Origin of the sequence: Flexivirga caeni (genome assembly GCF_003724155.1) — a bacterium.
Taxonomy (GTDB): domain Bacteria; phylum Actinomycetota; class Actinomycetes; order Actinomycetales; family Dermatophilaceae; genus Flexivirga; species Flexivirga caeni.
In genome coordinates, this window is record NZ_RJJQ01000017.1 from 113249 (window position 1) to 127813 (window position 14565).

Annotated in this window: 16 protein-coding genes; 8 read left to right on the forward strand and 8 right to left on the reverse strand. The window is 68.3% G+C overall.

What is annotated here, in order from left to right; genetic code table 11:
- Nucleotides 1-64: 64 nt before the first annotated feature.
- The 4 genes from EFY87_RS15400 to EFY87_RS15410 all read left to right on the forward strand — a co-directional run bounded on the left by EFY87_RS15400 (nucleotide 65) and on the right by EFY87_RS15410 (nucleotide 3103).
- A complete protein-coding gene (locus EFY87_RS15400) occupies nucleotides 65-712 on the forward strand; it encodes a class F sortase (RefSeq protein WP_245988684.1) in 648 nt (215 codons plus the stop codon).
- A gap of 70 nt (nucleotides 713-782) precedes the next feature.
- Entirely contained in the window at nucleotides 783-1592 is an 810-nt protein-coding gene (locus EFY87_RS15405) for a class I SAM-dependent methyltransferase (RefSeq protein WP_123272369.1), read from the forward strand.
- A 62-nt stretch (nucleotides 1593-1654) separates the two neighbouring features.
- Nucleotides 1655-1816 (forward strand): hypothetical protein, encoded by a 162-nt coding sequence (locus tag EFY87_RS20375; RefSeq protein ID WP_158607665.1) that lies wholly within the window; start codon nucleotides 1655-1657, stop codon nucleotides 1814-1816.
- Nucleotides 1817-1933: 117 nt separating this feature from the next.
- A complete protein-coding gene (locus EFY87_RS15410; protein ID WP_123272370.1) occupies nucleotides 1934-3103 on the forward strand; it encodes an RtcB family protein in 1170 nt (389 codons plus the stop codon).
- A gap of 195 nt (nucleotides 3104-3298) precedes the next feature.
- Here EFY87_RS15410 and trpS read toward each other — a convergent pair whose 3' ends face one another.
- Nucleotides 3299-4396, reverse strand: a complete 1098-nt coding sequence (trpS, locus tag EFY87_RS15415) for a tryptophan--tRNA ligase (protein WP_123272371.1) — start codon at nucleotides 4394-4396, stop codon at nucleotides 3299-3301.
- 165 nt (nucleotides 4397-4561) lie between these two features.
- Nucleotides 4562-4936: a VOC family protein gene (locus EFY87_RS15420; protein ID WP_123272372.1), complete on the reverse strand. Its 375-nt coding sequence runs from the start codon at nucleotides 4934-4936 to the stop codon at nucleotides 4562-4564.
- Nucleotides 4937-5065: 129 nt separating this feature from the next.
- On the opposite strand from EFY87_RS15420, the gene EFY87_RS15425 reads away from it, so the two are divergent.
- Together EFY87_RS15425 and EFY87_RS15430 are read left to right on the forward strand one after the other, a co-directional pair.
- The gene (locus EFY87_RS15425; protein ID WP_123272396.1) at nucleotides 5066-5641 is read left to right on the forward strand and encodes an ArsR/SmtB family transcription factor; all 576 of its coding nucleotides are present in this window, start codon (nucleotides 5066-5068) and stop codon (nucleotides 5639-5641) included.
- A gap of 6 nt (nucleotides 5642-5647) precedes the next feature.
- Entirely contained in the window at nucleotides 5648-6901 is a 1254-nt protein-coding gene (locus EFY87_RS15430) for an MFS transporter (RefSeq protein WP_123272373.1), read from the forward strand.
- A gap of 109 nt (nucleotides 6902-7010) precedes the next feature.
- Here EFY87_RS15430 and miaB read toward each other — a convergent pair whose 3' ends face one another.
- The 6 genes from miaB to EFY87_RS15460 form a co-directional block, all read right to left on the reverse strand.
- Nucleotides 7011-8543, reverse strand: a complete 1533-nt coding sequence (gene miaB, locus EFY87_RS15435; RefSeq protein ID WP_123272374.1) for a tRNA (N6-isopentenyl adenosine(37)-C2)-methylthiotransferase MiaB — start codon at nucleotides 8541-8543, stop codon at nucleotides 7011-7013.
- A gap of 140 nt (nucleotides 8544-8683) precedes the next feature.
- Entirely contained in the window at nucleotides 8684-9232 is a 549-nt protein-coding gene (locus EFY87_RS15440) for a hypothetical protein (RefSeq protein ID WP_123272375.1), read from the reverse strand.
- A 53-nt stretch (nucleotides 9233-9285) separates the two neighbouring features.
- Nucleotides 9286-10653 (reverse strand): FAD-binding oxidoreductase, encoded by a 1368-nt coding sequence (locus EFY87_RS15445; protein ID WP_123272376.1) that lies wholly within the window; start codon nucleotides 10651-10653, stop codon nucleotides 9286-9288.
- A gap of 32 nt (nucleotides 10654-10685) precedes the next feature.
- On the reverse strand, nucleotides 10686-11297 hold the full coding sequence (locus tag EFY87_RS15450; RefSeq protein ID WP_123272377.1) for a LysE family translocator: 612 nt from the start codon (nucleotides 11295-11297) through the stop codon (nucleotides 10686-10688).
- Nucleotides 11294-11851 (reverse strand): helix-turn-helix domain-containing protein, encoded by a 558-nt coding sequence (locus EFY87_RS15455; protein WP_123272378.1) that lies wholly within the window; start codon nucleotides 11849-11851, stop codon nucleotides 11294-11296. The genes EFY87_RS15450 and EFY87_RS15455 overlap by 4 nt, the downstream gene beginning before the upstream one ends.
- 71 nt (nucleotides 11852-11922) lie before the next feature.
- The gene (locus tag EFY87_RS15460) at nucleotides 11923-12720 is read right to left on the reverse strand and encodes a class I SAM-dependent methyltransferase (RefSeq protein WP_123272379.1); all 798 of its coding nucleotides are present in this window, start codon (nucleotides 12718-12720) and stop codon (nucleotides 11923-11925) included.
- 72 nt (nucleotides 12721-12792) lie between these two features.
- Between EFY87_RS15460 and EFY87_RS15465 the strand changes: the two genes are divergently transcribed.
- Nucleotides 12793-13671: a LysR family transcriptional regulator gene (locus EFY87_RS15465; RefSeq protein ID WP_123272380.1), complete on the forward strand. Its 879-nt coding sequence runs from the start codon at nucleotides 12793-12795 to the stop codon at nucleotides 13669-13671.
- A 166-nt stretch (nucleotides 13672-13837) separates the two neighbouring features.
- Nucleotides 13838-14149 (forward strand): hypothetical protein, encoded by a 312-nt coding sequence (locus tag EFY87_RS15470; RefSeq protein ID WP_123272381.1) that lies wholly within the window; start codon nucleotides 13838-13840, stop codon nucleotides 14147-14149.
- Nucleotides 14150-14565: the final 416 nt, after the last annotated feature.

Here is a 14565-nt window from a genome sequence, read left to right on the forward strand (position 1 = left end):
ATGGTTTAGGTAAACCTAACCTATGCGAGGGTAGCCTTACCTTATGAAAAGTGCCAGTCGGAGGGTGCGGAGTACCTTCGCTCGCAGTGCACTCGCGCTCGTCGCGATCGCACTGGTGACCTCGGGCGTCACCCTGGTCGCCCGCGCGAAGCAGTCCACCGCCCCGTTCGACCTGCACGGCCGTCGGGTCGCCCTCGATCCGGGGACGACGCCTGACGCCTCGGCGCGCACCCGGATGCACGCGACGGAGGACACCGGGCGGCGGTTCCGGGTGCCGTCCGTGCACCTCGACGTCCCACTCGGCGCCCTGACGATGGCCGACCGTGCGATCACGCCACCCGGGTTCACCTCGGCATATCTGGTGCGCAACCTCGGCGCATCCCCGGAAACTCCTGCTCGTGGAACGGTTTTCGTCGTCATGCACTCGCTGCGCGACGGAGCTGTCGGACCGGGCAACTACTTGATCGACGTCGACGCGGGGACCGCGCGCGTCGCGAAGGGTGCACGGATCGAGGTCGGACCGGCGACCTATGCCGTGACCGGGACGCGCGCGATCGGCAAGGCCGAGCTGCCGGGCGCTCGGTCGGTATGGCGAGACACTCCCGGCCGCCTGGTGATCATCACCTGTCTGCAGCGGCCCGGTGGCGGCCCGTCGGTCGACAACATCGTCATCACCGCCGAGCTGGTCGCCGCGCACACGGACCTGAGCTGACGACTGCACCGCCCCCGACTCGGCAGGCAAACCCCTTGCCCGGGCCGCGACGGTGCCCCAGGCTTGGCGGGTGACCGACTACCTCGCACTCAACCGCGCCAACTGGGACGAACGCGCCGCCGCGCACGCTGCCAGCCCCGATTACGCCGTCGACGAACTCGTCAGCGACGCAACGGAACTCAGCGGAGTCGTCGAGTTCGACAAGGACCGCCTCGGTGACCTGCACGGCCTCGACGTCCTGCACCTGCAATGCCACATCGGCACCGACACCCTTTCCCTGCACCGCCTCGGCGCCCGGGTCACTGGCGTCGACCTGTCGCCCGTGTCCCTGGCGCAGGCGAGGGCGATCGCGGAGCGCGCCGGCGCTGCGATCGACTACGTCGAATCGGATGTCTACGGAGTGCCCGCGGCTCTCGGCGAACGCACCTTCGACATGGTCTACACCGGCATCGGCGCCCTCTGCTGGCTGCCGTCGATCGACAGGTGGGCGCAGGTGGTGACCGCCGTGCTCCGGCCGGGCGGGCGCCTCTTCCTCCGGGAAGGCCACCCCATGCTGTGGACCTTCGACGAGGACATCCGCCCGGAGTTCCCCTATTTCGAACAGCCCGAAGGCATCACGTGGACCGAGCCGGGGACGTATGTCGAGACCGATCACAAGTTCACCGCCAACACGACCGTCGAGTGGAACCACGGTCTCGGCGAAACGGTGACAGCGCTGCTGCGCCACGGGATGCAGCTCACGGGACTCGTGGAGCACGACAGCGTTCCGTGGTGTGCGCTGCCGGGCTTGATGTCCGCGGACGACCGAGGCGAGTGGCGGCTGACCGACCGGCCCGAGCGCCTCGCGGCGAGCTACACCCTGCAGGCGGTCAAGCAGTGATCGGCAACGGGTTCTCCGGGAAACCAGTTGCGCCGCTTGCGGTTTGCGCAGATCCTGGTGACATGAACACCCAGTGCGCATCGCATCACGTCGTGAGCAATCCGCGTGTCGCCGCCCTCCTGCGCGACACGAATTTCGTGCTGCCCGGTGGCCCGAAACCTTGCCCGGGCGAACAGCCGATGGCTCACCTCAGCAAGCCGCGCCCGGAGTTGCTGACCACCTGACCGACCTCACGCATCACCTGCGGCGTCGGTCCTTGACCGGCGCCGCATTTTCATGTGTGCCAGCGGCTCGTTCGGTCCTCTTGTGCCGATTCACCACAGACTTCAAGGGATTTCATCATGGAGAAGATCAACAGCAAGCTGTTCAACTGGGCCTCGCTACTCGAGGACAACACTCGGGAGCAGGCAGTGACCACGGCGACCATGCCGTTCATCCACCCGCACGTCGCGCTGATGCCGGATGCCCACCTCGGGCTCGGCGCCACCGTTGGTTCGGTCATCCCGACGCTGCGGGCGATCATCCCGGCCGCGGTCGGCGTCGACATCGGCTGCGGCATGATCGCGGTCCGGACCCAGTTCACCGCAGGTGACCTGCCGGCGGATCGGTCGGTCGTGCGGCGGAGCATCGAGCGGTCGATCCCGTTGTCCGCCGGCGGCTACAACCGGCGGATCACGAGGGACCACACGCACACTCGGCTGGGCGAGCTGACGGCGCTGGCGCAGGATGCGGGGTTCGACCCGGCGTCATACGCCCGGAAGTGGGACGTGCAGCTGGGTTCGCTCGGCTCGGGCAACCACTTCATCGAGATCAGCCTCGACGAGCTCGACCGGGTCTGGCTGTTCCTGCACTCCGGATCGAGAGGTGTCGGCAACCGGATCGCACAGCACCACATCAAGGTGGCGCGGGAGCTGTGTGAGCAGTGGTGGATTCCGTTGCCGCACAGGGACCTTGCCTACCTGGTGGAGGGAACGCCGGAGTTCGACGCCTACCTGCGGGAGCTGCGGTGGGCCCAGCACTTCGCGCTGCTCAACCGGGAGGAGATGATGGACCGGGTCGTGCACGATGTGTCGCACTGGGTCGGTGAGGCCGTCGTGGAGCAGGAGCGGATCAACTGCCACCACAACTACACCGAGCGGGAGCGGCACTTCGGCAAGGACGTCTGGCTCTCCCGGAAGGGCGCGATCAACGCCGAGGCAGGCCGGCCCGGCCTGATCCCGGGGTCGATGGGCACTGCGTCATACGTCGTCGTCGGCAAGGGCAACCCGCTGGCCCTCAACTCCTCGCCGCACGGCGCCGGCCGGGCCTACTCGCGGTCGGCCGCACGGAAGGCGTTCACCGTGGAGCAGCTGCGGGTGGCGATGGACGGCATCGAATACCCGGACACCGAGGCGTTCCTGGACGAGATCCCGCAGGCGTACAAGGACATCGACGTGGTCATGCAGGATGCCGCTGACCTGGTCGAGGTCCGGCACACGCTGCGGCAGATCGTCAACGTCAAGGGCGACTGACACCCGCCCGCGCCCGCGTCGTTTCGGCGACCCGGGCGCGGGTGTTCCCTTCGCGCAACACGCTTTCCAGGAATGCCGGACGGCACCCGTCCCGAGTGGCAGTTACCTGCGAGTATCCGCCCCGGTGTACTGGCAAGTAAGTGCCCACTCGGGCGCCTTATCTGTCGCCGCCACCACATGCCCCAGCCCGCCGCGTCAGTAGCGCACCCCGATCCGGTCGTTGACGTCGTCGAGGGTCCGAGCAGCGATCTCGCGGGCGCGCGTGTTCCCTTCGCGCAACACGCTTTCCAGGTGTGCCGGGTCCGCCGCGAGGTCAGCCCTGCGCGCCCGGTGTGCCGCCAGTCCGTCGTTGACGACAGTGGTCAGCTCGGCCTTCAACGCCGCTGCTCCCCCGTCCCCGATTCGGTCTGCGATGTGCTCCGGCGCTTCGCCGGTGAACAAGCCGGCGATGCGCAACATGCTCGCCACCTCGGGCCGCCGCTCCGGTTCGAACGTGATCCGGCGCTCGGAGTCGGTGCGCGCCTTGCGGATACGCGCGGCAGTTTCGTCGGCCGTCATACCGAGGGAGACGCCGTTGCCGCGACTGGTCGACATCTTGCGCCCGTCCAGACCGGGCACGACCGGCATCTCGGTGAGCAGTGCGTCCGGCGCCCGGAAGTAGTCCTCCCCGCCGGAATACCGGGTGTTGAATCTCCTTGCGATTGCTCGGGTTTGCTCGATGTGCGGCAGTTGGTCGCGCCCGACCGGCACCACGGTGCCGTGCACCCCCAGGATGTCGGCCGCCTGATGCACGGGGTAGCTGAGCAGCAGCCCGGAGAGAGGGCGTCCATCGGTCGCCGCAAGTTCGTCCTTCACGGTCGGGTTCCGACGCAGCTCGGCATCGGTCACCAACGAAAGGAACACCAGCGTCAGCTGCCCGATCTCGGGCACCGCCGAGTGGGCGAAGATCGTGGACCGCGCGGGATCGATCCCCGCCGCGAGGTAGTCCGCCAGCTGGCCGAACGTCGCGGCCCGGACGTCGCCAACGGCGTCTCGATCGGTGATCACCTGGTAGTCCGCGACCAGGATGAATGTGTCAATCCCCTTGTTCTGTATGGCGACCCGTGACTTCAGTGTCGCGAAGAGGTGGCCGATGTGCAGTGGGCCGGTGGGGCGATCACCGGTCAGCACGCGCAGCTTGGTGCGTTCCGCCGAGGCTGGATCGTCGATCAGCTCGTGCACTGCCCGACTGCGGGCGAAGCTCGCGGCATACGACGCGTCGGTGTGCAGTTCGGTGTCGTCGAGGACGGTCATTCTGGTGCTCCTTCGGGTCGAAGCCCGGCCGGGGAGCGCCATACGCAACGAGCCGCCCGACCGGGCGGCTCGTGGTGAAAGGGTGGTGTCAGCGGGCCGCCGGGGAAGGCGGCCACCACGCGGTGCTGACGATATGCATGGACAGACCTTACCGCGCGCACCGGCTCACCCGTTGCCGGCCAGACACAGGCAGAACGGATGCCCGCTCGGGTCGAGGTAGACCCGGAAGCCCGGGTGCGCGGCATCGTCGCCCACCTTGCGACCGCCGAGCGCGAGCACGCGCGCCTCGGTGCTGTCGTAATCGTCCACCTCCAGGTCGAGGTGGGCCTGCATCGGCACGCTGTTGTCCGGCCAGGTCGGCGGCACATGGTCGGGCGCGAGTTGCAGGCCGAGACCGACCGCACCGTCCCGCGGCGCCAACTGGACCCAGTCGTCGTCGGTGTCGACGACCGGCCAGCCGAGCAACTCGCCGTAGAACGCCGCCAGTCCCTGCGGATCGGGTGTATCGAGCACGAACGTCTGCATCCGGATCTCTGCCATGTGCCAACTCTGCCGCGCAGCACCGACAACTGGCGCTCTCCGACCGGCAGATGGCTGACAGCCTTGATGTTCGCGTATTGAGAGTGTTCTATCGACATAACACTCTCAATGTTCGCGGAGGCGGAGGCCATGCCCAACCGGTTGAACGACGTCGAACTGGACGCCCGTGGAGCGCGCGCGCTCGCGCACCCGGTGCGACTGGCTATCCTCGCGCGGTTGCGTTCCGAAGGACCTTCCACCGCGAGTGCGCTCGCGCCATACGTCGGGGCCAGCCCGTCGGTGACCAGCTGGCACCTCCGCCACCTCGCCGAACACGGCCTGGTCGAGGATGACCCCGAAGATCACGGGGGCGGGCGGTCCCGCTGGTGGCGGTGTGTCGGGTCGGGCTTCCGGTTCGAGTTCGATCCCGCGGACCCTGCGGCGGGCGTTGCGCTCAGCGACGCGATCGAAGCGTCCGAGAGTGGGCTGGTCGAGCGCTGGCGCAACGACACTCGTGACACCTTGTCCCCGCGATGGCTGGCCGTGTCGGGCCGCTACAACACCCGGGTCCACGCGACGCCCGAGGAGATCGCAGCACTGGACGACGCGATCGAGGCGCTCCTGGCACCGCTCGCGCGGCGCCGGGCAGCCGATCGGCCCGCGGATGCTGCTCCGGTGCGGATCCTGCGCTACACCATGCCGGAAACCGCCGATGATCGTGACTGACTGGAAATGACTGCCGGCAAACGGGTTTGGCAGGATCGAGGATTTGCCACCTACTGGATCGGTTACGCGGTGTCAGCGTGCGGGGATCAGGTTTCCGCGCTGGCACTACCCCTCGTGGCGATCGGCGCACTGCACGCTTCGGCTGGAGAAGTCAGTGCGCTGACCGCGCTGATCTGGCTGCCCTATCTGGTGTCCGTGTTCGTCGGCACCTGGGTCGACCACCACGGGCGTCAACAGCGGCTGCTCATCGCCGCGGACCTGTGCCGGTGTGCCGGTGCGGCCGCGATACCCACGGCATACGCACTCGATGACCTGAGCCTGGCTACGCTCTACGCGTGCGCGCTAGTGCTCGGCTCGGGCAGTGTGCTCGGCGGGTGTTCGGGACAGAGCTTCTTCGTGCGACTGGTGCCGAAAGAGCAGTATGTCGAGGCAAATTCGGCTTTGTCGAGCACTCTGTCGATCGCAGCGCTGATCGGTCCTGCCCTTGCTGGTGTGCTGATTCAGGCGACCGGCGCAACCGACGCGGTCCTCGTGGACGCCAGCACTTTCGCCGTGTCAGCGATCGCGATCGCGCTGGTGCGCACCCACGTCCCGGCGCCGAAGCCAAGTGCGGAGGAGGCGTCATACATCGCGCGGTTGCGCGACGGCGTCCGCTACCTCTTCCGCCACCGCTATCTGCGTGCAAGCCTGGCGGCGTCGACGGCGATGAATCTCAGCGCTTTCATCACGCAGGCGGTCATCGTGCTCTTCGCGACGCGCCACCTGCAGCTGTCCGCGAGCCAGCTGGGCATCGCACTCAGCCTCGGCGCGATCGGTGGGTTGCTCGGCGCCCTCACCGCGCGCCCTTTCGCGGCGCTGGTCGGCACCGGGCGCGCCATGGCGTTCGGTGGCGGACTGAGCGTCCTCCCGTATGTCGCACTCGCCGGATTACACGGTCCGACAGCCGGTTTCGCCGGTCTGGCCGTCGCCGAGTTCATCGCCGCCTGGGCCGTGATGCAGTTCGACATCAACAACAACTCGGTGCGCGCCACGGTGACCGACGATGCGCTTCGCGGCCGGGTGGCGGGTGCGTACTCGACGATCAACTACGGCTCACGTCCGGTCGGCGCCGCCCTCGGCGGTGTGGTCGCCACAACAATCGACATCCGGGCAAGCTTCCTGGTCGCCGGGGTATTCGGCGTCGTCTCGGTGGGGCTCATCGCCCGCTCACCGATGATCCGCGTGCGATCCATCGAATCCGCAGCAACGACAGTGGGTTAGCGACACCACCCCGAACCCTCGACCGTCGAAGGTTGCGTACGCCTCGGGGAGCCAAACCTGCCCTAGACCTCGACCGTCGAAGGTTGCGTACGCCCAGCGCGGCGCGGGCTCAACCGCAGGCGCACCCGGTGACCGGTGCAGGCTTGGCGGCGGGTGCACCGATCGACGGCATACCGAGCGAGACCGCTGGCTTGCGCACTGCTCCGTCAATTTCGTTTTCCTGCAACGCTTCCCACGCATCGCCACCAGCCGTGGTGCGAACTCCCCAGGCGCCGCCCTCAACCGCGGAGTCAGCGACCAGGTGGTGGGGCGCGCCATACGTCACCCCGACCGTGACCAGATCACCCGGCCGCGGCCGCTGCGCGCCGGCCGGTAGCGCGAAGTGGACCAGCCGGTTGTCGCGGGCGCGGCCCGACATCCGGTGGGTTTCGGCGTCCTTGCGACCCTCCCCCGGCGACACGAGCACCTCGACCTCACGGCCTTCCAACTCCCGGTTGCCCGCCCAGGAGACTTCTTCCTGCACCTCGATCAGCCGGTCGAAGCGTTCTTGCACAACGGCTTTCGGCAACTGATCGGGCAACTCCGCCGCCGGCGTGCCGGGCCGGATCGAATACTGGAAGGTGAACGCCGACGAGAAGCGCGCCTCGCGCGTGACCCGCAAGGTCTCGGCGAAATCCTCCTCGGTCTCGCCCGGGAAACCGACGATGATGTCGGTCGTGATCGCTGCGTCCGGCATCTTCTCGCGCACGCGATCGAGGATGCCGAGGAACTTGGCCGACCGGTGGGAGCGGCGCATCGCCTTCAGCACCCGGTCGGAACCCGACTGCAACGGCATGTGCAGCGACGGCATCACGTTGGGGGTCTCGGCCATCGCATCGATCACGTCGTCGGTGAAAGCAGCAGGGTGCGGCGAAGTGAAACGCACCCGCTCCAGTCCGTCGATCTCACCGCAGGTGCGCAGCAGCTTGCCGAACGCGAGCCGGTCGCCGAACTCCACGCCATACGTGTTGACGTTCTGGCCGAGCAGCGTCACCTCGATGACACCCTGCTCGACGAGCGCGCGGATCTCGGCGAGCACGTCGCCCGGGCGCCGGTCCTTCTCCTTGCCGCGCAGCGACGGCACGATGCAGAAGGTGCAGGTGTTGTTGCACCCGACCGAGATCGACACCCAGCCGCTGTATGCCGAGTCGCGTCGCGTCGGCAACGTCGACGGGAAGACCTCCAGCGATTCGCGCAGCTCGACCTGCGCCTCCTCGCCCCACCGGGCGCGCTCCAGCAGCACCGGCAGCGAACCGACATTGTGCGTGCCGAAGACCACGTCCACCCACGGCGCCCGTTTCACGATGTCGCCCTGGTCCTTCTGCGCAAGGCAGCCACCGACTGCGATCTGCATCCCGGGGTGCGCGTCCTTCGCCGGGCGCAGCTGGCCGAGTTGCCCGTAGAGCTTGCCGGCCGCGTTCTCCCGGACCGCACACGTGTTGAAGACGACCACGTCCGGGTGCTCCGGCCGGTCGGCCGTGGCGAGCGCCGCGCGGTCGACATACCCCGCCGTCTCCAGCAGCCCGGCGATGCGTTCGGAGTCGTGCACGTTCATCTGGCACCCGTGGGTGCGGACTTCGTAGGTCTTCAGTGGCGCAGTCATGACTGGTCAAGGGTACGGCGCATCCGGGCTCCCGCCGAACCGCGCGCACCCCGCCTGATCGAGCGGACCCCTTGCGCATCGCGAGGACCCCATCTGCACGCCGGATTTGGGTCCGCTCATTCGGTATGGGGTCCGCTCGGTCAGGGCCGAATGCCCGGGTATGGCGAGCCGGGTCCCGAGCGCGGCGCTGGGGGAAACCCTGGTCTCGGCCGGGGCGCGCGCTGCGGCTGTTGCATGGCGACGATCGGCGCTGCCACGCCGGCCGCCACGAAGAAGCCCGGCGCCGCCCGGACCAGCACGCCGAATGTGCCGGCCGGTGGCACCAGCTCTGCCGCCGAGCCCAGCGCTGCAGCGCACGACACAGGCAGCGAGAAGAACAGCATCGCCGGGCCGACCTGGCTGAAACAGAGAGTCACCAGGAACGCGACGAAGGAGTAGATCGCGGCGAGCACGCAGCAACCCGCGAGCCCCAGCACCAGCCCCATGCCGAGCATCATCACGTCCGGGTCAGCGTCCTGGTGCGCTTCGTAGTAGCTATCCGAATTCGCCCGACTCAACCAGTGCAGGCACGCGACGGCCCCGAGTGCATGGACCCCCGCGCTCACGAGGTGCAGCACGCTCGTGGCGATCCACCACTTCCGTCCGGGCGGACGGGCGGGCACGAATGACGGGTCGTGGTTCGGCTTCATCCAGGGAACGTAACCGAGCCGGAGGCCCGAAAACGGTTGTCCACAGGGCGACTTCAGAAAACCTTCCCCGGGTTGAAGATGCCGTGCGGGTCGAGGGCGGCCTTGACCGCACGCTGCATCGCCATCACTTCGGGACCCAGCTCCCGAGCGGCTCCCGGCATCTTCAGCAGACCGACGCCGTGCTCGCCGGTGACGGTGCCGCCGAGCGCTAGGCACTCGTCGATGATCCGGTCGAACGCTTGCTGCGCGCGCAACCGCTCGTCCTCATCGTCCCGGCCGGCGACCATCAACGGGTGCAGATTGCCGTCGCCCGCGTGGGCGACGCTGGCAATGGTGATGCCGCTGTCCGCGGAGATCCGCTCAATCCGCCGCAGCATCTCCGGCACATGCTCCTTGGCGACCACGACGTCCTCGGTGAGCAGCGGACCCTTGCGTTCCATCGCCGGGTAGGCCAGCCGCCGGGCAGCCATCATCGCGTCGGCCTCCTCGGCGTCGGCCGTCTCGGCGACGAAGGTCGCCCCGCCGGTCTCGAACGCCGCAACCATCTCGCGCGCCGCCGCCACGCCCGCCTCGCCGGGCTCGTCCACCGTGCCGATCAGCACGACGTTCGCCTCCGACGCCAGACCCATGCCGGTCATCTCGTCCACCGCCTGCAGGCAGATCCGGTCAACGATCTCCAGGGCAGACGGCGTGAGCCCACGCGCCGCAACGTCGCGCACCGCGACGCCCGCATCGACAATGCTGTCGAAGTAGCCGAGCACGGTCCGGCCCGGGTCGGGCAGCGGCCGCAGCTTGACGGTGATCTCGGTGACGATGCCGAGCGTCCCCTCGGATCCGACGAAGAGACCCGCCAGGTCGAGACCTGCGACCCCCTTCGTCGTACGGCGCCCGAGGCGCACTACCTCGCCCGTACCGGTGACCGCCTCGAGACCGATGACGTAGTCGCGCGTCACGCCGTACTTCACGCAGCACACGCCGCCCGCGTTGGTGGCGACGTTGCCGCCGATCGTCGACCACGGCGAACTCGCTGGGTCCGGCGGATACCAAAGCCCTTCAACCGCAACGTCTTTGCGCAAGTCGTCGTTGACGACGCCCGGCTGCACCACGGCAATGCGCTCGAGCGGGTTCACCTCGAGCACGGCATCAAGCTTTGCCAGGCTGACCACGACGCTGCCGGCGATCGCGTTCGCACCGCCCGAGAGCCCGGTGCCCGCCCCGCGCGGCACGATCGGGACCTGGTGCTCGATCGCCCACCGCACCGTCGTCTGCACATCCGCAGTGCTCGTCGCACGCACCACAGCCAGCGGCGAGCCGTATGGCGCCCACTCCGCCTCGTCGTGCACGTATGACGCGACGACGTCGGCGTCGGTCAGCACGCGCGTGTCGTCGAGTCGCGCGATCAGTTCGTCGATGGCAGCCATGGGAGTCACGCTAGTCCGCCGCACCGCGATGCTCAGCGTGGGATGAGCGCCACGCCGATCGCGGCGAACAGTCCACCGGCGGCGCGGTCGATCGTGCGCTGCACTCGGCGGTATGCCGTGACGACGGGTCGCGAACCCGCACACCAGCTCACAACCGCGAACCACGTCATCGCCATGATGAGCATGACGCCGAGGACACCGGCCCGCACCGCGACCCCTTCGTGACGCGGCATCAGCGTCGCGAAGAGCGCGCCGAAGAAGACCAGAGCCTTTGGGTTGGCCAGATTGGTGAAAACCCCCAGCCGCCAGTACTTTCCGGCCCGCGGAGGTTCTGGCACTGCTTCCGCAGCTGCCTTGCGGGTAGACCAGAGGATGTGCACGCCATACCCGATCAGCAGTAGCGCACCAAATGTGCGCACCACGAGGTAGAGGTGCTCGTAGCGCGCCAGCAGAGCGCTGAGCCCGCACATGGCCAGCGTCGCCCAGCAGGCGATGCCGCATACGACACCGCAGCCGACCCGCAGGCCGGCGCGACGGCCGTGCGACGCCGAAGTCCTCAGCACCGCAAGGAAATCCGGACCTGGACTGGCTACGGCTACCAGCCAGGCCGCGAGCAAGGGAAGAACAGCGAGCATCTGGATCATCCGATCAGTGGCGAAGCGAGCACGACCGTGACGTCGGCCGCCTCGGAGGTCGTGCGGTAGGAGTGCGCGACGTCGCCCGCAAACGCAAGTAGGTCGCCGGCGCCGAGTTCGACCTGCTCGCCGGACGGCCCGGCGGACAACCTGCCCGCGGCGACCATCAGCTGCTCCAGCGTGCCGGGTGCATGCGGCACCCCGTCGAACCCGCTGTGAGCGGGAAGGCGCAGTCGCCAGATCTCGACCTGGTGGCCTCCGCTCACGCGGCGCAGCAGCTCACGATGCGGCCCGGACTCGTCGCCGTCGGTCGCCCGCACCACCTGCACCGCACCCTGATCGCGTTGTACCAACAGGTCGGTCAACGGCACGGCCAGCGCCACAGCGACCGCCTCAAGGGTGTCGATCGTGGGGTTGGATCGCCCTGACTCCAGGCCGGACAGCGTCGCCTTGGCGAGGCCGGCGCGCCGGGAAAGTTCGGCCGCCGACATACCGCGTTGCTCGCGGCGCAGCCGGATCTGCCGACCGATGGCGGCTGCGAGGGAGGAGCAGGCGAGCGACATACGTTCATTTTACCGAACAAATCGACCACTATGCAATATCGGTCCCTGTCCGCCGATGTCAGCGCCGCTCGCTACCGGACGCCGACGACGACATAGTCGTCGCCGTTCTCCCACACCGGGCCGACCTCCGCACAACCCGCATCCGCCAGCGCGACCTGTATGTCGCGTAGCGACGCCGCCTTCGACCCGTGCCGCTCGTGCGGGGATGGCAACCGGGCGTCCTCACGTCGGCGCACCAGTCCGGCGAGTTCGGGAGCTTCCTGCGCCGCATCCCACCATTGGACCCAGGTTTCGGCGTCCCGGCCCCCGGCGCGATCCGCCGCGCGCGCAGCGACGACGCGACGCAGCTCGTCCAGCCGGGGTGTGCGCTGTGGCTCGTAGAAGTGGTCGCCATCCACGAAAACACCACCGGATGCGAGGCTTCCGACCGCCTCGGCGATCATCGCCGCCAGATCGGTCATGTGCAGCCAATGCAGCGCGGTCGAACTGACGAATGCGTCAGGTGCCCGGCCCAGACCGAGCCGGTCGAGCCAACTCGGAACGCTGAGATCCGCCTGCACCACGCGGAAGGAATCGTCCCCGTATGCCGCTTCGGCCAGCCCGAGCAGTAGCGGATCCATGTCGACGCCGACCACCGTCGCCTGCGGCAACCGGGTCAGCAGCCGGTGGGCCAGCGAACCCGGCCCGACCCCGAGATCGACCACCAGCGGGTCCGGCCGCCCCACCTCGCCGACGACGTCGACGATCACCGCGAAGCGTTCCTCACGGTTGACGAAAAAGGTTGCCTGCTGATCGTCCCAGCGCTTCAGCCAGCGCAGTGCCCTGCTGCGATCCAAGGTCTCCGGTGCGAATGCGTGTCGATGCGTCATACGACGATCATGCTGGGCGCCTGGGCCGCGGGGTAGCCATTCGCCATTCCTTCAGAGTCATAGGCTGTACCTATGAGTGCATTGCCTGATGTCGATGATCTGCGGCTCGTCGTGGAGATCGCGAGGTCGGGCTCCGTCGGCGGCGCGGCGCGTGCACTTCGTGTCAGTCAGCCGTCGGCCAGCAGCCGACTAGCCAGGCTCGAACGGCGTTGCGACGCAACCCTCTTCGAGCGCGACACCACTGGAGCGCGACCGACCGCAGCCGGCGTCGAACTCGTCCGGCAGGCCGACCACATCCTCGGGCATCTGAGTGGGGCCTTCGCTGCCGCACGCGGGGCGGCCACCCAGCGGGCGCTGATCATCGGATGCTTCGCGGGTCTCGCATCGTTGCTGTTTCCCGCACTCGATGCGCTACTGCCGGGAACCGGTGTCGAACAACGGCTGGACCATGGTCCAGTGCTTGCCCAGTGGGTTTCCGAGGAAACGATGGACGCCGCATTCGTTGCGATTGCGGACCAGGTGACCCTCCCTGGCGGCGTCATGACACATCACGTCGGCCACGATCCCATGGTGCTCTTCCGCGCATCCGGTGTCGCGCCTGCCGGCCGCGGACGCATGCCGCTGCGCGACCGCCCGGTCATCGTCTCGACCTTCGACCTGCGCCTCGACGAGCTGATGCAACGACTGAGCGGGCTTGGTGCCGACGCCCGGCCAGGTGTCACGCTGGCGACAGCGATCGCGATGGCACGCAGGCGTGGCCAGCTCGCCGCACTCCCCCGCAGCGCCGTCGCAGCAGACCTGCACGCCGACGAATCGATCGACCGGCTGCCGTTCCGTATGTCGGTGCAGCTGTCGATGATCACCGGCCGGCGACCGGATCCGCGTCTTCTGGGCATGCTTCCGGGCCTGCGCCGCGAGCTCGGTCTGCGGCGGGACCGGCGCCAGAGCTGACGACTCCCCCGTGGTCGTGACCGGATCGTGCTGGTTGCCCGTTTCGCACCTGACTAGCGTCGGACCATGGCGCTTCGCTCGGCGGCGGTAGCCATCCGCTCGCTTGCTTCGTGTGCTCTGCTCACCTCGTGTGTGACTGCCAGCACCATCAAGGCGTGCCCGGCTGATGGCGAGCGGCGTCGAGGTGCACGTCGGCGGATCGACGCCGTTGCGCGGTGCCGAGGTGACAGTGTGCGTTCGGCCGACGTGCCGGAGCGCGCGATTCCCGCCTGGTGATCTCGCCGCCCGCACCGTGCACGTCGCCCAGCCGGCCATCGACTCGACGCGGCCGGTGCGGCTTCGGATTACCGGGCGCACTGCGGACGGACACTCGCTCGGCGGTTCCACCGAGGTGACCGTGACTCCCGTGCGCGATGCACCGAACGGTCCCACGTGTGGTCCGGTGGGCTACTTCGCGCATGTCACTGTCGAGGGGTAGGTGCGACGAGAGGTAGGCCGCCCGAGCACCTCCCGCGGCGACGTGGTCACGACGACGACGTCGCGGCGGGGGCGCGTCATCTGGCGCACCGTATGGGGCTCAGCCGGTGAGGACAGGACGTTCGCTCGACGCAGTTCTCAGGCCACCATAGTTCAGAAATATTTGCGTAGCACTCTTGTACTATCAGGGTGCGTCCAGGTAAACTGCAGGTACAGCGAAACACCCTGAACGGCAAGGAGGTCCGGGTATGACGACCAGCAACACCGGGCCTCTGCTGCCCGGCGAGGTTGAGGTTTCGGGAGTGCCCGGTGGTGACGTTTCCGGCGACGCGGTCGGTATGACGACTGCGTCTGACGCGCCAGCGGCGCCGGGTCCGGGTGCTCCGGATACAGCCGCAGCGGCTGGCTCTGGTCCCG